The 21821-nt window shown below is 70.5% G+C and carries 1 protein-coding gene (cut by a window edge); it reads right to left on the bottom strand.

What is annotated here, in order from left to right; translation table 11 throughout:
- Positions 1-69: 69 nt before the first annotated feature.
- A protein-coding gene (locus ACL03I_RS06045; protein WP_412805316.1) for a non-ribosomal peptide synthase/polyketide synthase crosses the window boundary here: on the bottom strand, positions 70-21821 show its 3' portion. 22081 nt of this gene lie beyond the right edge of the window; 21752 of the gene's 43833 nt are visible here — the last part of the coding sequence; the start codon falls outside the window, past its right edge; its stop codon occupies positions 70-72.

Genomic DNA, 21821 nt, shown 5'->3' with positions numbered 1-21821 from the left:
AGCGGAGCGGCGCCACTGGTGTAGGGCACAGGTCGACCGTGCCCTACACCAGCAAGTTCCGTCGTTCTCCTATTCCGCGATCACGATCGTGATCTCCTCGCCCGCCGCGTCGGTCGATTCACCCGGCGAGGCGAACCAGTGGGTGACCTCGCCCTCGGTGAGGTCGGTCGCGAGGTCGCCGGTCGGGAGCACGGACAGGGCTCCGGCGGTGGCGGAGACCAGGAACTCCAGGACGGCGGGGCGGCCGGAGAGCGCGGTGGTGTACGTGGTCGACTCGTAGTCGATCTCGTGCTCATCACGCACGCGTTCGGCCTCGTCCAGTGCCTCGGACTGGGTGATCGCGACGACTCCGTTCGCCGTGGTGACGACGAACGCCGGGTGTTCCTCGCCGAGCGGGCGGACCCGGTCGGCGTAGGACACCGGATGCGCGGCCGCCGCGGCGATGTCGTCGCGCACCTGGGCGTCGTCGAGTGCCAGCCAGCGAAGGTCGCTGTCGGCCATCGACTCCGAGCCGATGCCGAACCCGGCGCCCGCAGCGGTCAGTTCATCGGCGGTGAGATCGCCCGCGAACAGGCATGCCGCACCGGCCTTCTGCACCGCCCAGGCCGCGACCACCGCGTCCACCGAACGCGGCAGCGTCACCGCGACCACGTCGCCGGGTCCGGCGCCGCGGTCGATGAGCACCCGGGCCAGCTGCGAGGAACGCCGATCCAGCGTGTGGAAGGCGACCTCGTCCTCGCCTGCCAGCAGCGCGGGCGCGTCCGGGTCCTCTTCGACGACCTCGGCGAGCACCTTGGACACCGTGCGAGCGCCGACCCGGCCCACCGGCTCCGGCGTGGAAGCCGCGGCCGTGACACCGGATTCGACCAGCAGCCGGGCCCGTTCGCCCTCGTCGAGGATGTCGATGTCTCCGACCAGCGCGTCCGGATCGCCCAGCAGCGCGTCGAGCACCCGCACCAGCCGTTCGGCGAGGGTCTCGACTTCTTCGGCGGTGAACCGGCTGCCCAGGTACTTCAGGGTCAGCTCGATCGTGGCCTCCGACATCACCAGCAGGGTCATCGGGTAGTGCGTGGCGTCGTTGACGCCGACACCGGTCACCGACATGCCGTCGATCGAGCTGGCGGCCGAGATCGCTTCCTTGTCCATCGGATACGACTCGAACACCAGCAGCGTGTCGAACAGTGCTCCGGTGCCCGCCACCCGCTGGATGTCGGTAAGCCCCACATAGTGGTGCTCGAGCAGACCCGCCTGGTCGCCCTGCAAGCGCCCGAGCAGCTCGCCGATGCTCTGGCGGTCATCGATGCGCAGCCGCACCGGCAGCGTGTTGATGAACAGACCCACCATCGACTCGACACCGGGCAGCTCGGCCGGACGGCCGGACACCGTCGCGCCGAACACCACGTCGCCGCGGCCGGTCAGGCGTCCGAGCAGGATGCCCCACGCGGCCTGCACCAGCGTGTTCACCGTGACGCCGAGTTCGGCGGCGTGCTTTGTGATCCGGCGGGTGCGGTCGGCGTCGAGTTCGGTGACGACCTTGCCGATCTCGTAGTTCTCGGCGCCGCGCGGCTGCGGCGCGAGCTGGGTGGGTTCGTTGACCCCTTCCAGCGCCGTCGCCCAAGCGCGCAGCGAGGCGTCCCGGTCGCGCCCGGCCAGCCAGCCGAGGAAGTTGCGGTAGGAGGCCACCCGCGGCAAGGCGGTCTGGTCGCCGCGCACCGCGTACAGCACCAGCAGATCCCGCATGAGCAGCGGCATCGACCAACCGTCCAGCAGGATGTGGTGGGTGGTGATGGCCAGGTGCCATTGCGCGGCGTCGCTGCGGAACAGCGTGAACCGCATCAGCGGCGGCGTGGCCATGTCGAAGTGCGTCGCCTGATCGGCCGCGACCTGCCTGCGCAGTTCCGCGGTCCGCTCGTCGGCGGGCAGCCCGGTGAGATCCACCTCGCGCCACGGCGCCTCGACCCGATCCAACACCACCTGCACGGCCTGGCCGTCGGCGTCGGTGACGAACGCGGTGCGCAGGTTCGGGTACCGGTCGACGATGCCCTGAGCCGCCGCACGCAGCCGCGCCACGTCCAGCGTGCCGCCCAGGTCCACCACGGCCTGCATGGTGTAGACGTCCACGGTGGACTGGGTCATCATCGCGTGGAACAGCAGACCCGACTGCAGCGGCGACAGCGGCCACACCTCGGCCAGCGCCGGGTAGCTGCGCTCCCACTGCTCGAGGTCGGGCTGCCGCACCCGCACCAGCGGCATGTCCGACGGCGTGAAGCCGCCCGCGTCCGGCCGCCGCGCGTGGGTGGCCAGCGCGGTGAGCGCCTCGACCCACAGGTCGGCGAACTCCTGGACCCGCTCCCTGCTCAGCAGACCGGTCGGGAAGGCGAACGACGCGCCCAGGCGCGGCCCCTCGTCGGAGTCGGTGACGATGGCGTTGATGTCGATCGTCGCGTTGGCGGGCATGTCGAGGTCCATGTCGACATCCAGCTGACCCAGGTCGGCCACCGGCACCCAGCCGATCTCGGCGAGCTGCTCGGGGATCTCCCCGGCCGACATCCGGCCCAGGTAGTTGAAGCTGATCTGCCCGGACGAACCCAGGGTGGGCGCGGTCTCCGGATTCAGCTGCCGCAGCAGGCCGTAGCCGAGGCCCTTGTCGGGCACCGCGAGCAGCTGCTCCTTGATCGACTTCACGATCTCGCCGAGCGCGGCGCCACCGGCGAACGCGTCGGTGAGATCCGCCCCGGCCAGGTCCAGCCGGACGGGGTAGGCCGAAGTGAACCAGCCGACCGTGCGCGACAGATCCGCGCCCGGCACGACGTCCTCTTCACGACCGTGGCCTTCCAGCTTCACCAGCGCCGCGTCCGAACCGTGGCCGCGCCAACGGGCGATCGTCATGGCCAGCGCCGAGAGCAGACCGTCGTTCACACCGCCCCGGTACAGGCCCGGGATCGCGGTGAGCACCGCGTCGGTGACCTCGGCGGGCACGGTGACCTCGACCCGCTCGACGGTGGCGAACGTGTCCACCGCCGGATCGAACGCACGCTCGCCGAGCAACGGATCCGGTGTGGCCGAAACCTGCTGCCAGAACGGCAGTTCCGCGACCCTATCCGGCGCGCTCGCCGCCTGGACCAGGCTGTGCGCCCAGCGCCGCATGGAGGTGCCGTTGGCAGGCAGCGCCACCGGCTGACCGGCGACCAGCTGCGACCAGGCCACCGCCAGATCCGGGATCAGGATGCGCCAGGACACGCCGTCGACCACGAAGTGGTGCGCGACGATCAACAGCACGTCCCGCCGCTCGCGGTGCCCGATCGCGGCGTCCGCGGGTCCCTCCGTGGTTACGCGCGCTGCCTCCTCCGGGCCCGTCGCTCCCGCCGAGAAGGCGAACCAGACGAACTGCACCATGGCGGCCTCGGCCGGATCCAACCTGCCCAACGCACCGTCGAGCGCTTCGGTGGCCACGCGCGCCAGCTCCGCCTCGTCGGCGTCGGCGGCCAGGTCCACGCGGCGCACCAGCGCGTCGACGTCCACCGCGCCGTGCGGCAGGGCCTCGAACGTCCAGTCCCCGCCCGTGCGGCGCAGCCGCGACCGCAGCACGTCGTGGTGGTCGAAGACCGCGGCGATGGTGGCGACCAGTGTCTCCCGGTCGATGCCTTCGGGCAGCCGCAGCGCCATGGTCTGCGAGAACCGCTGATACGAGGAGCCGCTCGCGAGGATCTGCCGCATGATCGGGGTCAGCGGGATCTCGCCGACACCGCCGCCGGGCAGTTCCTCCAGCCGCACCTGCTCCGTGCCCGCGCCCAGCGCGGCGATCTCGGCCAGCGAGGCCACGCTGCGCCGCTCGAACACGTCACGCGGAGTGAACAGCACGCCACGCGCCTTGGCCCGCGAGACCAGCTGGATCGACAGGATGGAGTCGCCGCCGAGCGCGAAGAACGAGTCGTCCAAACCGATCTGGTCGACGCCGAGCACCTCGGCGAACACCTCGGCGATGACGGCCTCGACCTCGCTGGCAGGCGCGCGGAACTCGCGCGGCGCCAGCTCGGGCTCGGGCAGCGCCTTGCGATCCAGCTTGCCGACCGGGGTCAGCGGGATCTCGTCGATCACCACGATCGCCGTCGGCACCATATGCGGCGGCAGCGTGCGCGAGGCGTACTCGGTCAGCCTCGCCGTATCGATCTCCCGGCCCGGCGCGGCCAGCACGTAGGACACCAGGATCGTCGCGCCCGCCTCGGTCTTGCGGCCGATGGTGATCGCGTACTCGACGTCTTCGTGGCTCGCCAGCACGGTGTCGATCTCGCCCAGTTCGATGCGGAAGCCGCGGATCTTCACCTGGAAGTCCGAGCGGCCCACGTAATCGAGGTGCCACGGCACCGACGCCAGCGCGGCGTTGCCGGCCCGCTCGCCGGGTTCGGCGAACCAGCGGACCACGTCACCGGTGCGGTACATGCGCGCGCCCTCGTCGCTCCACGGGTTGGCGACGAACCGTTCCGCGGTGAGGTCGGGGCGGTTGTGGTAGCCGCGCGCCAGCGCGCCACCGGCCAGGTACAGCTCGCCCGCGACGCCCGGCGGCACCGGGTTGAGGCGGTTGTCCAGCACCAGCGCGGACATGCCGCGCACCGGACGGCCGATGGTGATGTGCCTGCCCGGGGTGAGCTGGGCGTAGGACGAGATGATCGTCGTCTCGGTCGGGCCGTAGGCGTTGAAGTACTTGCGGCCCGGCCACCACTTGGCCAGCAGCTCCGGCGTGGTGACGTCACCGCCGACGGAGGCCACCTCGAGCGCCTCCATGCCTTCCGGATCGACTGTGCCCAGCACCGCGGGGGTGATGATCGTGTGGCTCACCCGCTCGGTGCGCAGCAGCTCCGCCAGGTCCGGGCCGCCGATGATGGTCGATGGCACGACCACCAGCGTCGCGCCGGTGTAGGCGGCGCACAGCCACTCCAGCACCGACGGGTCGAAGCTCGGCGAGCAGATGTGCAGGAACCGATGATGCGATTCCAGCTGGTAGAGATCCGCCGCGACGCCGACCAGGCCGCCCATGCCCGCATGGGTCACGGTGACGCCCTTGGGCATACCGGTCGAGCCGGAGGTGTAGATGACGTACGCCGGATGACGCATCGCCAGCACGGCGTTCCGATCGGTGTCGGTCACCTGCTCGGCGGACTGGCTCTCGATCAGCTCGCCCAGCGCCGGGTCGTCGATCCGCAGCCACTCCACGTCGCGCGGCAGCCGGTCGACGTACTCGCTCGCGGTGATGCCGATGACCGCGCCGGAGTCGTTGACCATGTGCCGCATGCGATCTTCGGGGTAGGTCGGGTCGACCGGCACGTGCGCGCCGCCCGCCTTCGCCACCGCCCAGAACGCCGCGACCATCTCGTAGGAGCGCGGGAACGACAGCGCCACGATGCGCTCCGGTCCCACACCGCGCGCGATGAGCACCCGCGCCAGGCGCGAGGAGTACTCGTCCAGTTCGCGGTAGGTGATCGAGCGGCCCTGGTAGCGCACCGCGATCTGGTCCGGGTCCAGCCGCGCGCCGTGCTGCAGCAGGTCCGGCAGCAGGCCGGTGGCCATGACGTCCTCGCCCGCCACGTGCGTGAGCAGGTGGTACTCGGCCACGTCCAGCAGCGGCAGGTCGCCGATCGGGGTTTCCCGGTCGGTGGCGATCGCGGTGAGCAGCCTGGTGAACCGCTCGGCGAACACCCGCACCGTCTCGTCGTCGAACAGGTCGCGCGCGAAGGAGAACTCCGCGTACATGCCCGCGTCGTCGGGGTTCTCCCCTGCCTCGCGGATGGTCAGCGACAGGTCGAACTTGGCGGTGTCGACGTCGAAATCGACCGCGCCCACGTGCAGTCCGGGCAACTCGAAGCTGCTCTCGGGCAAGTTCTCGAACGACAGCGCCACCTGGAACAGCGGGTGCCGCGCGGTGGAGCGCTCCGGGTTGAGCAGTTCCACCAGCCGCTCGAACGGCAGGTCCGCGTGCGCGAACGCCTGCAGATCGGCGTCCTTGGTGCGGGCCAGGAACTGGTCGAAGGTGAGGTCGCCGTCCACGTGCGAACGCAGCACCAGGGTATTGACGAACATGCCGATCACGTCGTCGAGTTCGGCCTCGCCGCGGCCCGCGATGGGCGTGCCGACGGCGATGTCGTCGGTGCCGGACATACGCGCCAGGAACAGCGCCAGCGCGGCGTGCACCACCATGAACAGCGTCGCGTTCTGCTGCCTGGCGATCTCGGTGAGCCTGCCGTGCAGCTCGCCGGAGATCGGGAACACCACTCGCCCACCGGCGAACGACTGCGTCGTCGGACGCGGCCGGTCGGCGGGCAGGTTCAACTCGTCGGGCAGCCCGGCCAGCGCGGCACGCCAGTATTCGGCCTGCTGGGAGATCAGGCTCTGCGGGTCGTCCTCGGAGCCGAGCACGTCACGCTGCCAGAGGCTGAAATCGGCGTACTGCACCGGCAGCGGCGCCCAACCCGGCTCCACACCGGCCGAACGGGCCGCGTAGGCCAGCATCACGTCGCGGGTCAGCGGGCCCATCGACCAGCCGTCGGCGCTGATGTGATGCGCGACGAACACGAGCACGTACGCTGTGCCGGCTCCCGCCCCGCCGCTCGCATCCGTGACGCGGAACAGCTTGGCCCGCAACGGAACCTCGGTGGTCACGTCGAACCCGGCGGAGATCACCTCGATGATCCGGTGCCGGATGTCCTCGGGCGCGACCGCTTCCGGCCGCAGGTCCGGCAGTGCCCGCTCGACGGGCACGATGACCTGGTGCGCCGCGCCGTCCTGTTCGGGGTAGACGGTGCGCAGGGTCTCGTGCCTGGCGATGACGTCCCCGACCGCCGCTTGCAGCGCTTCGACATCCAGCTCGCCGGTGAGCCGCACGGCCACCGGGATGTTGTTCACCGCCGAGGCGGTGTCGAACTGGTTGAGGAACCACATGCGCTGCTGCGCCAGCGACAACGGGATGTGCTCCGGACGCGGACCGGCCACCAGCTCGCGGCGGCCACCGGCCCCCGCGTGCTGCTCGACCTTCGCGGCCAATCCGGCCACGGTGGAGGCTTCGAACAACACACGCACCGGGACACGGGCATCCAGTGCCGCGCCGATCCGCGCCGCGACCTGCGTCGCCAACAGCGAATTACCACCGAGCGCGAAGAAGTCGTCATCCGCGCCGACACGCTCGACACCCAGCACCTCGGCGAACACCGACGCCACGATCTCCTCGATCGGAGTCGACGGCGCTCGGAAGGCTTGAATCTCGAACTCGGGTTCCGGCAGCGCCTTGCGGTCGAGCTTGCCGTTGACGTTCAACGGCAACGAATCCAACACCACGAACGCCGACGGCACCATGTACGACGGCAACCCAGCAGTGAGCTCGGACTTCACCCGCGCCACATCGACACCGGCCTCGGCAGCCACCAGGTAGGCCACCAAACGGTCACCCGTCTTCGGATCCGACTTCGCGATCACCGCCGTCTGCGCGATCTCCGGCAGCGCGAGCAACGCGGCTTCGATCTCACCCAGCTCGATACGGAAACCACGGATCTTCACCTGGAAATCCGTACGACCCCGATATTCCAGTTCGCCGGTGCTCGTCCACGCAACCAAATCACCGGTGCGATACATCCGCGCGCCCGGCTCGAACGGGTTCGCCACGAACCGATCCGCGGTCAGATCCGCACGACCGAAGTAACCACGCGCCAACTGCGCACCGGCGAGGTACAGCTCGCCGGAGACGCCGTCGGGCACCGGCCGCAGCCGGGAGTCGAGGACGTAGACCCGGCTGTTCCATTCCGGCGCACCGATCGACACGGAGGTCTCGTCGGCGAGAGTGACCCGGTGGCTGGTGATGGACACCGCCGCCTCGGTCGGACCGTAGAGGTTGAACAGTTCCGTGCGCGGGTGTTCCCGCAGGAACCGCTGCGCGACCGAACCCGGCAGCGCTTCACCGATGGCCAGCACCCGCCACAGCGAGTTCGGCATACCGGCGGTCAACAACGCGTCCAGCATCGACGGCACCACATGCAGCGTGGTGACCCACTCGCGAGCCATCAACTCGTTGAGGTACGCCGGGTCTCGGTGACCGTCCGGCGAGGCGATCACCAGGCGACCACCGCAGACAGCGGCAGACCAGAACTCCCACACCGACAAGTCGAACGTCGCGGCCGTCTTCAGCAGAATCGCATCCGCAGCGTCCAAGCCGAATTCGACGTTCTTCCACTGCAACTGGTTCGCGATAGCGCCGTGCGGAACCGCGACACCCTTCGGGCGACCCGTCGAACCCGACGTGAAGATCACATACGCCGTGTTCTCCGGACGCAGGGGTGCGACCCGATCCGCATCCGTGACCGGCGTGGCATCCACACCCGACAAGTCGAGCTCATCGATCCGCACCACCGGCGCGACATCGGTACTGAACTCCGCCTCGGCGTTGCTCAACACACACACCGGTGCCGCCGTCTCGAGGATGTAGCTCGTGCGCTCGGCAGCCTGATCCGGATCCACCGGCACATACGCGCCACCGGACTTCGCCACCGCATACATCGCCACGATCAGATCGACCGACCGACGCAACGCCAGCGCCACTCGCGACTCCGGACCGACACCCAACGAAATCAGATGCCGCGCAAGACGATTCACCCGAACATCGAGTGCGCCATAGGTGATCGACTCGCCGTCCTCGGTGACGAGCGCGACTTCCTTCGGCCCGGCCGCCACCGTGGCGTCCAGCAGCGACACCAGCGTGGCGGAGGTGTCCACCGGCTGGTCGGTCGCGTTGCGCGCGCTCAGCAGCTGGGTCCGTTCGGCGGCGTCGAGCAGTTCGAGGTCGCCGACCGGGGTGCGCGGCGCGGCGATGATCTCGCCGAGCAGGCGCGCGAACCGGTCCACGAAGCCCTGCACCGTCGCGCGGTCGAACATGTCGGTCGCGTAGGTGAAGAAGCCGGTGATGCCCTCGGGCGCGCCGGCGTCGTCGTAGCGGTCGGTCGCGATCAAGTGCAGGTCGAACTGGGACAGCTCGGTGTCGATGTCCAGGCCGGACACGCTCAGGCCGGGCAACTCCAGCGCGGACTGCGCCAGGTTCTGGAACGACAGACCCACCTGGAACAGCGGGTGCCGCGCGGTCGAACGCACCGGGTTGAGCACCTCCACCAGGCGCTCGAACGGCACGTCGGCGTTGGCGAACGCCTGGATGTCGGTCTCGCGCTGGCGGGCCAGCAGATCGGTGAACGCCTCGCCCGCCTCGACCCGGGTGCGGAACACCAGGGTGTTGACGAACATGCCGATCAGATCGTCCAGAACGGCTTCGCCACGGCCCGCCATCGGCGTGCCGATCGCGATGTCGTCGGTGCCCGACAACCGGGCCAGCAGCACCGCCAGCGCGGTGTGCACGACCATGAACAGCGTCGCGCCCTCCGCACGCGCCAGCTCGATCAGCGCCTGATGGGTTTGCGCGTCCACCCGCAGCTCGACCTTGCCGCCCGCGAAGGACTGCACCGCGGGGCGCGGCCGGTCCGAGGGCAGGTCCAGCTGATCGGGCAGCTCGGCCAGCGCCTGGCGCCAGTAGGCGACCTGCTTGGCGGCCAGCGATTCCGAATCCGCCTCGTCGCCGAGCAGTTCGCGCTGCCAGATGCTGTAGTCCGCGTACTGGACCTGAAGCGGCGCCCAGTTCGGCGCCTCGCCCGCCGACCGCGCGGCGTAGGCGATCATCAGGTCCCTGGTCAGCGGGCCGACCGAGGAGCCGTCACCGGAGATGTGGTGCACGACCATGGCCAGCACGTAGTCCACCGACCCGTCCGCCGGAGTCTGCGCGCCCTCCCCGGCGATCTGGAACAGCGCGACCTTCACCGGCACCTCGGTCGTGACATCGAAGATCGTCGAGGTCAGCGCCACCACGGCGGACTCGATCTGCGACGGCGCGACCACCCGCACCTCCAACCGCGGCACGGCTTGGGCGGGCGGCAGGATGACCTGCACCGGGCCTGCCTCGGTCTGCGGGTAGACCGTCCGCAGGATCTCGTGGCGGCTCACCAGGTCCGCGATCGCGGCACGCAGCGCGGCCACGTCCAACGCGCCGGACAACCGCACCGCGATCGGCACGTTGTAGGCCGCCGACTGGGTGTCGAACCGGTTGAGGAACCACATGCGCTGCTGCGCCAGGGACAGCGGGATGTGCTCCGGCCGCGGGCCCGCCGTCAGAGCACGGCGGCCACCCATGTCGGCGTGCTGCTCCACCCGCACCGCCAGCGCGGCGACGGTGGACGCCTCGAACAGCAGACGCACCGGCACCCGCGTGTTGAGCGCCTCACCCAGGCGGGCGGCGACCTGCGTGGCCAGCAGCGAGTTACCGCCCCAGGCGAAGAAGTCGTCGTCCAGGCCGAGGCGCTTGGCTTCGCCGCCTTCGCGATCGGACAGCCGCAGCACCTCGGCGAAGGTGTTCGCCACGATCTGCTCGATCGGCGTGACCGGCGCGCGGAACACCGCCTTCTCGAAGGTGGGCTCCGGCAGCGCCTTGCGGTCCAGCTTGCCGTTGGCGTTGAGCGGCAACGCCTCCAGCCCGATCAGCATCGACGGCACCATGTACGACGGCAGCTCGGCCGACAGCGCGGACTGCAGAGCCCTCTTGTCCAGCGCGCCCGTGCGGGTCACCACGTAGGCGACCAGCCGATCGCCGATGCTCGGATCGGTGTGCGCGACGACGGCCGCGGCGCTCACCGCGTCCTGCCGCAGCAACGCGGCCTCGATCTCGCCGAGCTCGATGCGGAAGCCGCGGATCTTCACCTGGAAGTCGGTGCGGCCGCGGTAGTCCAGCTCGCCGGTGGCGCTCCAGGCCACCAGGTCGCCGGTGCGGTACATCCGGTCGCCCGCCGCGCCGAACGGGTCGGCGACGAACCGGTCCGCGGTCAGGTCCGCACGACCGAAGTACCCGCGCGCCAACTGCGCACCGGCCAGGTAGAGCTCACCGGAGACGCCGACCGGCACCGGCCGCAGTCGCGAGTCCAGCACGTAGACCCGGCTGTTCCACTCCGGCGCGCCGATCGACACCGACGCCTCGTCGGCATCGGTGACCAGGTGGCTTGTGATCGACACCGCCGCCTCGGTCGGACCGTAGAGGTTGTGCAGTTCGGCGGCGTTGTTGCGGCGCAACCGCTGGGCGGTCGCGGCGGGCAGCGCCTCACCGATGGCCAGCACCCGCCGCAGCGAGTCCGACAGGCGGCCACCGGATTCGGTGAGCAGCGCGTCCAGCATGGACGGCACCACGTGCAGCGTGGTGACGCCGGTGGCGCGCATCAGCTCGTTCAGGTACGCCGGGTCGCGATGCCCGTCGGCGGACGAGATCACCAGGCGGCCGCCGGAAACCGCGGCCGACCAGAACTCCCACACCGAGAGGTCGAACGTCGCCGCCGTCTTCAGCAGCACCGCGTCGTCCGCGCCCAGCTCGAAGACAGATGTCTCCCACTGCAACTGGTTGGCGATCGCCGCGTGCGGGACCGCGACGCCCTTCGGCTGACCGGTGGAACCGGACGTGAAGATCACGTACGCGGTGTTCGCCGGGGTCAGCTCACCCGTGCGCTCGGCCGCGGTCACCGGAGCCGTCGGGTACTCGGCGAGGTCGAGTCCGTCGATCTGCACGACATCGGCCGCCGCGGTGTGGAACCCGTCGCGGCCGGTGGTCAGCACGCACACCGGCGCGGCGGTGCCCAGGATGTAGTCGGTCCGCTCGGCGGGCTGGTCCGGATCGATCGGCACGTACGCCGCACCGGCCTTCGCGACCGCGTACATGGCGATCACGAGGTCGCTGCTGCGGCGGATCGCCAGCGCGACCCGGTCCTCCGGGCCGACGCCGCGGCCGATCAGGTACCGGGCCAGTCGGTTGACCCGCGCGTCCAGCCCGGCGTAGGTCAGCTCGCGACGGCCGGTCGGCTCGTCGGCGACCAGCGCCACGGCCGCCGGGGTCGCGGCCACCGTGTCATCCAGCAAGGACACCAGCGTCGCGGTCGTGTCGACCTCGTGCTCGGTGGCGTTCCACGCGGTGAGGATGCGCTCGCTCTCCTCGGCCGCGAGCAGGTCGATCTCGCCCACCCGCACCGTGGCGTCGGCCGCCACCGCGTCGAGCACCCGCAGGAACCGGTCGGCGAAGCCCTGCACCGTGTCCTCGTCGAACAGGTCGGTGGCGTAACCGAATTCGGTGATGATCTCGGCGGGCGTGCCGTCGTCTGCGTACCGGTCGTACAGCGTGACGTGCAGGTCGGTCTTGGCCAGCTGCGAGTCGAAGTTGACCGCGCTCACCGTCAGGCCGGGCAGCTCGAAGGTGGTCTCGGCCAGGTTCTGGAACGACAGGCCCACCTGGAACAGCGGGTTGCGCGCGGTCGAGCGCACCGGGTTGAGCACCTCGACCAGGCGCTCGAACGGCACGTCGGCGTTGGCGAACGCCTCCAGGTCGCGTTCCTTGACGTCGCCGAGCAGGTCGGCGAAGCGCTCGCCGGACGCCACCCGGGTGCGGAACACCAGGGTGTTGACGAACATGCCGATCAGGTCGTCGAGTTCGCGTTCGCCGCGACCGGCGATCGGGGTGCCGACCGCGATGTCGTCGGTGCCCGACAACCGCGACAGCAGCACCGCCAGCGCCGCGTGCACCACCATGAACAGCGACGCGTTGTGCGCGCGCGCCAGTTCGTGCAGGCGGGCGTGCCGCTGCGGGTCGATCTCGAAGCGGATCGCCTTGCCCTGGAACGACTGCGCGGGCGGGCGCGGCCGGTCGGCGGGCAGTTCCAGCTGATCGGGCAGGTCGGCCAGCGCCTGGCGCCAGTACGCCACCTGCTGCGCGGCCAGCGATTCCGGATCGTCCTCGGATCCGAGCACCGCGCGCTGCCACAGCGCGTAGTCGGCGTACTGCACCGGCAGCGGCTGCCACTGCGGCGCCTCGCCCTGGACCCGGGCCACGTAGGCGGCCATCACGTCACGCGCCAGCGGGCCCATCGAGGAGCCGTCGGCCGCGACGTGATGGACGGTGAACGCCAGCACATGGTCGTTGTCCGCGATGCGGAACAGCGCCACCGCCAACGGCACCTCCACGGTGACGTCGAAGGTGGTCAGCGCGAACCCGATGACGGCGCCGAGCAGGTCGTCCTCGGCCACGTCGATCGGGGTGAGCGCCGCAGCGGACCGGTCGGCCGGGCGGATCACCTGGTGCGGGCCCTCCGCCGAGCGCGGGTAGGTGGTGCGCAGCACCTCATGGCGGGCGAACACGTCGCCGATGGCCTGCTCCAGGGCGGCCACCTCCAGCGTGCCCGACAAGCGGACGGCCAGCGGGATGTTGTCCACCGCCGAAGTGGCCGTGTCGAACTGGTTGAGGAACCAGTACCGCTGCTGCGCGGGCGAGAGCGGGATGCGCGCCGGGCGCTCCCCCGCCTCCAGGCGTGGCCGGTTCCGGCCGGACCCGGCGTTGCGCTCCACCCTGGCGGCCAACGCCACCACGGTGGAGGCCTCGAACAGGTCGCGCACCGCGAGCCTGGTGTCCAGCGCGGCGCCCAGCCGCGCGGTCACCTGGGTGGCCAGCAGCGAGTTGCCGCCGAGTTCGAAGAAGTCGTCGTCCAGGCCGACCCGCGCGACACCGAGCACGTCACCGAAGGTGCCCGCCACGATCTCCTCGATCGGGGTGGACGGCGCGCGGAACACCTTGGCCTCGAACACCGGCGCGGGCAGCGCCTTACGGTCCAGCTTGCCGGAGGCGTTCAGCGGGAACGCCTCCAGCACGACGAACGCCGACGGCACCATGTAGGCGGGCAGCTCGCCGCCGAGCTCGGAACGCACGCCCTCGATGTCCACCGAGCGGCCCGCGGTCGCGATGACGTACGCCACCAACTGGTCGCCGAGCCGCTCGTCCGAGCGCACCACGACCACGGCCTGGGCGATCGAGTCCAGCGCGGTGAGCGCCGACTCGATCTCGCCCAGCTCGATGCGCAGACCGCGCAGCTTCACCTGGAAGTCGGTGCGGCCCAGGTACTCCAGTTCGCCCTTGTCGGTCCAGGAGACGAGGTCGCCGGTGCGGTACATCCGCTCGCCCGGCGCGCCGTACGGGTTGGCCACGAACCGGTCAGCGGTCAGATCGGGACGCGCGACGTAGCCGCGGGCCAATTGCACGCCCGCGAGATACAGCTCACCCGCGACACCCACCGGCACCGGGTGCAGGCGCGAATCCAGCACGTACACCTGGGTGTTGAACACGGGAGCGCCGATCGGCACCGACACCGTGTCGGCCTCGGTCACCTCGTGATAGGTGACGTCGACCGCGGCCTCCGTCGGGCCGTACAGGTTGTGCAGCAGCGCGCCGGTGAGTTCCTGCATCCGCTGCGCGGTGGCGGCGGGCAGCGCCTCACCGGAGGCGAAGACGTTGCGCAGACTGGTGCATTCGTCGGCGCGTTCCTCGGCCACGAACACCGACAGCATCGACGGCACGAAGTGCGCCGTGGTGACCTGCTCGCCGGTGATGACCTGCACGAGGTAGGCCGGGTCGCGGTGGCCGTCGGGCTTCGCGACGACCAAGCGCGCGCCGACCTGCAACGGCCAGAAGAACTCCCACACCGACACGTCGAACGTGGCCGGGGTCTTCTGCAACACCACGTCGGTGTCGTCGAGGCCGTACTCGTCCTGCATCCACACCAGACGGTTGACGATCGCCGCGTGCGAGACCGCCACACCCTTCGGGCGGCCGGTCGAACCGGAGGTGAAGATCACGTACGCGGTGTTCGACGGGCGCAGCGGCGCACGGCGATCCGCATCGGTGACCGGCTCGTCGGAGTACCCGGCCAGCGAGACAACATCGATCTCGATCGCCGGGGTAGCGCCGGCGTCGAACTCGTCGCGCGAAGTGGTGAGCACGCACACCGGCTGCGCGGTGTCGAGCACGTAGCGGGTGCGGTCGGCCGGATGGTCCGGATCCAGCGGCACGTACGCGCCACCGGCGACGCTCACCGCGTACATGCCGACCACCAGGTCGATCGAGCGGCGCATGCCCAGCGCGACCATCGAGTCCGGGCCGACGCCCAGCGAGATGAGGTGCCGGGCCAGGCGGTTCACCCTTGCGGCGAACTCGGCATACGTCAGCGTCACGTAGTGACTCGATGAGGGGTGGTGGTCGGGCGACGGGTGGGCCAGACTCGTCCCCTCGAACGTCACGGCGGTCGCGTCCGGGGTCCGCGCCAGCTGCGCGGCGAACATCGACACCAGGGTGGCGTCCGGGTCGACCGGGTGCGCGGTGTCGTTCCACCGCTCGAGCACCTCGGTGTGCTCGACGCTGTCGAGCAACTCGACATCGCCGACGGCCACGGACGGATCGGCGGCTATCGCCGTCAGCATCCGCACCAGCCGCGACGCGACGCCCGCGATGGTGTCGGAGTCGAACATGTCGGTGGCGTAGGCGAATTCGGCGGTCATGCCGTCGGCCGAGCCCGAGGCGTCGAACCGGTCGGCGAGGTTGAGGTGCAGGTCGAACTTGGCGGTCACCACGTCCAGCGGCACCCCGGCCACTTCCAGGCCGGGCAGCTCGAAGGTGGCCTCACCGGTGTTCTGGAACGACAGCATCACCTGGAACAGCGGATGCCGCGCCTGCGAACGCGCCGGGTTCAGGATCTCCACCAGCCGCTCGAACGGCAGGTCCGCGTGCGCGAACGCCGCGAGGTCGGTGTCCTTTGTGCGCGCAAGCAATTCGGTGAACGCGATCGCGGGATCGACCGCGCTGCGCAGCACCAGCGTGTTGACGAACATGCCGATGGCGTCGTCGAGCACCGCCTCACCACGGCCCGCGACCGCGGTGCCGATGGCGATGTCGTCGCTGCCGGACAACCGGGCCAGCAAGGCGGCGAACGCCGCGTGCACCACCATGAACAGGCTGGCGCCGTTCGCGCGGGCCAGCGCGTTCAGCTCGCGCAGCAGCTGCGCGTCGAGCGCGAACTCGTACACGCCGCCGCGGTTGGACGCCACCGCCGGACGCGACCGGTCCGACGGCAGATCCAGCTGATCCGGCAGCCCGGCCAGGGAGTCGGACCAGAACGCGACCTGCTGGGCGATCAGCGAGGCTGGATCGCCCTCGGAGCCCAGCGTCTCGCGCTGCCACAGCGCGTAATCGGCGTACTGCACCGGCAGCGGCGCCCACGCGGGCGCCTCGCCGCGCGAACGCGCCGAGTAGGCCACCATCACGTCGCGTGCCAGCGGGCGCACCGACCAGCCGTCGCCGGAGATGTGGTGCACCACGAACACCAGCACGTGGGTGTCGGGCTGCGAGCCGTCCATCGAGCCCGCGATGCGGAACAGCGCGGCGCGCACCGGCACCTCGGCGGTGACGTCGAAGCCGGTCAGCACCAGTTCGCTGATCCGCTCGGAGATCTCGGCCTCGGACACCTCGATCGGGGTGAGATCGACCGCGCTGTGCCCGACGGGCAGCACGACCTGCACGCCCTGGCCGTCGGCGGTCTCCGGGTAGACGGTGCGCAACACCTCGTGCCGGTCGACCACGTCGGCCACGGCCTGGCGCAGCGCCTCGGTGTCCAGAGTTCCGGTGAGCCGGACCGCGAGCGGGATGTTGTTCACCGCGGTCTGGTTGTCGAACCGGTTCAGGAACCACATGCGCTGCTGGGCCAGCGACAGCGGGATCTTCGACGGGCGCGGGCCCGCGGCGAGTTCCCGGCGGCGGCCGGTGCCCTGGTGCGCCTCCACCCGCACGGCCAACGCCGCCACGGTCGGCGCCTCGAACAGCGTGCGGACCGGGATCCTGGTGTCCAGCGCGGCGCCGAGTCGGGCCACCACCTGGGTGGCGATCAGCGAGTTGCCGCCCAGGTCGAAGAAGTCGTCGTCCAAGCCGACCGCGCGTTCCGCCTGTGCCAAGCCGAGCACCTCGGCGAAGACATCGGCGACGATCTCCTCCACCGGCGTGGACGGCGCGCGGAACTCCCGCGCCTCGAAGACCGGCTCGGGCAGCGCGCGGCGATCCAGCTTGCCGTTCGGGTTCAACGGCATGGCGTCGAGCACCACGATCGCGGCGGGCACCATGTAGGACGGCAGCTGCGCGGACAGATGCGCGCGCAACGCCTCGACGTCCACCGTCGCGCCGTTCGCCGGCACCACATAACCCACCAGCTGGTCGCCGGTGCGCGCGTCCGAACGCACCAGCGCGACCGACTGCGCGACCGATTCGTGCGCCGTCAACGCGGTCTCGATCTCGCCGAGCTCGATGCGCAGACCACGCAGTTTCACCTGGAAGTCGGTGCGGCCCAGGTACTCGATGGCGCCGGTGTCGTCCCGGCGCACCAAGTCGCCGGTGCGGTACATCCGAGCGCCGGGCGCGCCGTACGGGTTGGCCACGAAGCGATCGGCGGTCAGGTCCGTGCGACCGAAGTAGCCGCGCGCCAACTGATCGCCCGCGAGGTACAGCTCACCCGCGACGTTCGAAGGCACCGGGTGCAGACGCGAATCCAGCACGTACGCCTGCGCGTTCCACACCGGCAGGCCGATCGGCACCGCCCCGTCCACCTGCTCGGCTACAGGTGCGTGCGTGGCGTGCACGGTGAACTCGGTAGGTCCGTACAGGTTGTACAGCGCGGCGTCGCTCACGCGGCGGATCGCCACCACCGCGTCGGCTGTGAACGCCTCACCGGCGACGAACAGCGTGCGCAGCGAGGCGAGCGCGTCGGCGTCGGCCGGGTCGATCCAGGCCGCGAAGACGCTCAGCATCGACGGCACGAACGAGGTCATCGTGACCCGCTCGGCCGCGATCACCTCGGCCAGGTACTGCGGGTCGCGGTGCCCGTCCGGGCTCGCCACCACGATCCGGCCGCCGGTGCTCAGCGGGCCGAACAGCTCCCACACCGACACGTCGAAGGTGGCGGGGGTCTTGAACAGCACCACGTCGTCGGCGTCGATGCCGTATTCGCCGGTGATCCAGCGGATCTGGTTGACGACCGCGGCGTGCGGCACGGCGACGCCCTTGGGGCGGCCGGTGGAGCCGGAGGTGAAGATCACGTACGCCGGGTGCTGCGGGCGCAGCGGCGCGATGCGCTCGGCGTCGGTGACCGGGTCGTCCGCGTAACCGGACAACTCCAGCTCGTCGATGCGCAGCGTCGCGCGGCCCGCGCCGTCGAACGCGTCGCGCGCGGTGGTCAGCACGCAGACCGGGTCGGCCGAGTCGAGCACGTAGTGCACGCGGTCGGCGGGCTGGTCGAGATCCAGCGGCACGTAGCCGCCACCCGCCGCCTGCACCGCGTAAGCGGCCACGACCAGGTCCACCGAGCGGCGCAGGCCCAGGGCGACCAGCGTCTCAGGACCCACACCGGCTTCGATGAGTCGACGCGCCAATCGCCGCACGCGCGCGGCGAATTCGGCGTAGGTGAGCTGCGTCCCGGTGGCCGGATCGATCACCGCGACCGCGTCCGGCGTCGCCGCGGCCTGCGCGGCGAACTCCTCGACCAGCGTGCTCGCCGGGCCGAGGTCGCGGGCGGTGTCGTTCCAGCCGCGCAGCGCCTGTTCGGTCTCCGGCTCGTCCAGCAGTGTGAGATCGCCGATGGGGCGGTCCGGCTCGGCGGCGACGGCCTTCAGCAACCGGCCGAAGCGCCGCCCGAACTCGGCCATGGTGGCCGGGTCGAACAGGTCGGTGGCGTAGATCAGCTCGGCCGCGATGCCCGCGGGGTTCGCGCCCGCGGAATTCTCGGCGTCGCGTTCGGACAGCACCAGTTGCAGGTCGAACTTGGCGACGTCGATCGGCAATTCGACACCGCTCACCGTCAGACCGGGCAGCTCCAGGCTGTTCTGGCCGGTGTTCTGGAACGACAGCATCACCTGGAACAACGGGTGCCGCGCCTGCGAGCGCGCCGGGTTCAGGATCTCCACCAGCCGCTCGAACGGCAGGTCCGCGTGCCCGAACGCGGCGATGTCGGTGGCGCGCACCGCACGCAGCAACTCGGTGAACGTCGCACCGGACTGGACCGGGGTCCGCAACACGAGAGTGTTGACGAACATGCCGATCAGGTCATCGAGCGCGCGCTCGCCACGTCCGGCGACCGGAGTGCCGATCGCGATGTCGTCCTCGCCGGACAGCCGCGACAGCAGCACGGCCAGCGCGGTGTGCGCGACCATGAACAGCGTCGCGCCCCTGGTGCGGGCCAGCTCGGTCAGCTGAGCGTGGGTCTGCGCGTCGATCTCGAAGACGTGCGTGGCGCCGCGACCGGAGGCGACCGCGGGACGCGGCCGATCCGACGGCAGATCCAGCTGCTCGGGCAGCCCGCGCAGCGAGTCCGACCAGAACGAGATCTGCTCGGCGATCACCGAAGCCGGATCGTCCTCGGCGCCGAGCACCTGACGCTGCCACAGCGCGAAGTCGGCGTACTGGACCTCCAGCGGACGCCAGGCGGGCTCGCCGCCGTCGACGCGGGCGCCGTAGGCGGTCATCACGTCGCGGGTCAGCGGGCCCATGGAGAAACCGTCGGCCGAGATGTGGTGCACCACCAGGGCGAGCACGTGCTCGGTGGGACTGATCTCGAACAGCCTGGCGCGGAAGGGCACCTCGGCGGTGACGTCGAAGGCCGTGCCGATCAGCCGCGAAAGCCGCTCGGGCAGTTCGGCTTCGGTGACGTCGACCGGCGTCAGGTCCGGGATGACCTTGGCCGTGGCCACGATCTGCTGCCGCGCCGCGCCGTCCACCTCGGGGTAGAAGGTGCGCAGCGACTCGTGGCGGGCCAGCACGTCGGCGACGGCGATCTGCAACGCCTGCCGGTCCAGCAGGCCCGACAGCCGCACCGCGGCCGGGATGTTGTCCACCGCCGAGTCGGGATCGAAGCGGTTGAGGAACCACATGCGCTGCTGGGCCAGCGACAGCGGCACCAGCTCCGGCCGCTGCTGCGGCGCCAGCGGCGCACGACCGCCCACACCCGCCTTGGTCTCCGCGCGCGCCGCCAAAGCGACCACGGTGGAGGCCTCGAACAGCTCACGCACGCCGAGGTCGGTGTCCAGCGCCGCCGACAGCCGGGCGGCGACCTGGGTGGCCGACAGCGAGTTGCCGCCGAGGGCGAAGAAGTCGTCATCCAGACCCACCCGCTCGAGGCCGAGCACGTCGGCGAAGGTGGCGGCGACGATCTCCTCGACCGGCGTGGTCGGCGCGCGGAACACCGCGGCCTCGAACACCGGCGCGGGCAGCGCCTTGCGGTCCAGCTTGCCCGAAGCGTTGAGCGGGAACTCCTCCAGCGCCATCACGATCGACGGCACCATGTACGCGGGCAGCTGCCGACCGAGGTCCTCGCGCACCAGGTCGGTGTCCAGCGCGGCGTCCGGCGCGGGGATGACGTACGCGACGAGCTGATCGCCCGCGTGCGCGTCGGAGCGCACCACGACGACGGCTTGCGCGATTTCCTGCAGGCCGGTCAGCGCCTGCTCGATCTCCCCGAGTTCGATACGCAGACCACGCAGTTTCACCTGGAAGTCGGTGCGGCCCAGGTACTCCAGCTCGCCGTGTTCGGTCCACGCCACCAGGTCGCCGGTGCGGTACATCCGCGCGCCGGGCTCCCCGTACGGGTTGGCGACGAACCGGTCACTCGTCAGATCCGGGCGCGCGACGTAACCCCGCGCCAGCTGAACACCCGCGAGGTACAGCTCACCCGCGACACCAACGGGGACCGGACGCAAGCGCGCGTCCAGCACGAACACCTGCGTGTTGAACACCGGAGCACCGATCGGCACCGTCTCGGTGTCGGCGTCGACGACCTCGTGGAAGGTGACGTCGACCGCCGCTTCGGTCGGGCCGTAGAGGTTGTGCAGCGCGGCGCCGGTCAGCTCGCGCAACCGGTGCGCGGGCTTGGGCGGCAACGCCTCACCCGAGGCGAACACCAGTCGCAGCGAATCGCACTGCGCGGCGGCGGCATCGGCGACGAATACCGCGAGCATCGAGGGCACGAAGTGGGTGACGGTCACCTTCTCGGCGCTGATGATCTCGGCGAGGTAGGCCGGGTCGCGATGACCGTCCGGCTTCGCCACGACCAGGCGGGCACCGATCTGCAACGGCCAGAAGAACTCCCACACCGACACATCGAAGGTCGCAGGAGTCTTCTGCAACACCACATCAGCGCCGGTCAACTGGTAGGCCGTCTGCATCCACACCAGGCGGTTGACGATCGCGGCATGCGAAACCGCCACACCCTTCGGACGACCCGTCGAACCCGACGTGAAGATCACATACGCGGTGTTCGACGGAAGCAGCGGCGCACGACGATCCGCGTCGGTGACCGGGGCCTCGGACAGACCCTTCAGATCGAGCAGATCGATGCGCACCTGCGCGGTGTCGATGTCCAGATCGCTACCGGAGGTCAGCACACACACCGGGTCGGCCGTGCCGAGGATGTATTCCGTGCGCTCGGCCGGGTGATCCGGGTCCAGCGGAACATACGAACCACCGGCCACGGCGACGGCGTACATGCCGACCACCAAATCGATCGAGCGCCGCATACCCAGCGCCACAAACGATTCCGCGTCCACACCGCGCGCGATCAGCCAGCGCGCCAGCTGGTTCACCCGCCAAGAGAACTCGGCGTAGGACAGACTTGTCCCCTCGAACGTGACCGCCGTCGCGTCCGGAGTGCGTTCGACCTGGTCGTAGAACATCGACACCAACGTCGCGCCGGTGTCCACCGGATGCGCGGTGTCGTTCCACCCGGACACCACGAGCTCGCGCTCGGCGGCATCCAGCAACTCGATGTCGCCGACCACCGCATCGGGTTCGGCGGTGATCGCGGTGAGCACCCGGACCAAGCGGTCGGCGATGCGGCGCACCGTCTGCTCGTCGAACAGGT

The organism is Nocardia sichangensis, from assembly GCF_047200615.1.
GTDB classification, from domain to species: domain Bacteria; phylum Actinomycetota; class Actinomycetes; order Mycobacteriales; family Mycobacteriaceae; genus Nocardia; species Nocardia sichangensis.
Note: the sequence above shows the minus strand (reverse complement) of the source record. Positions and strands in the feature narration are given on the sequence as shown.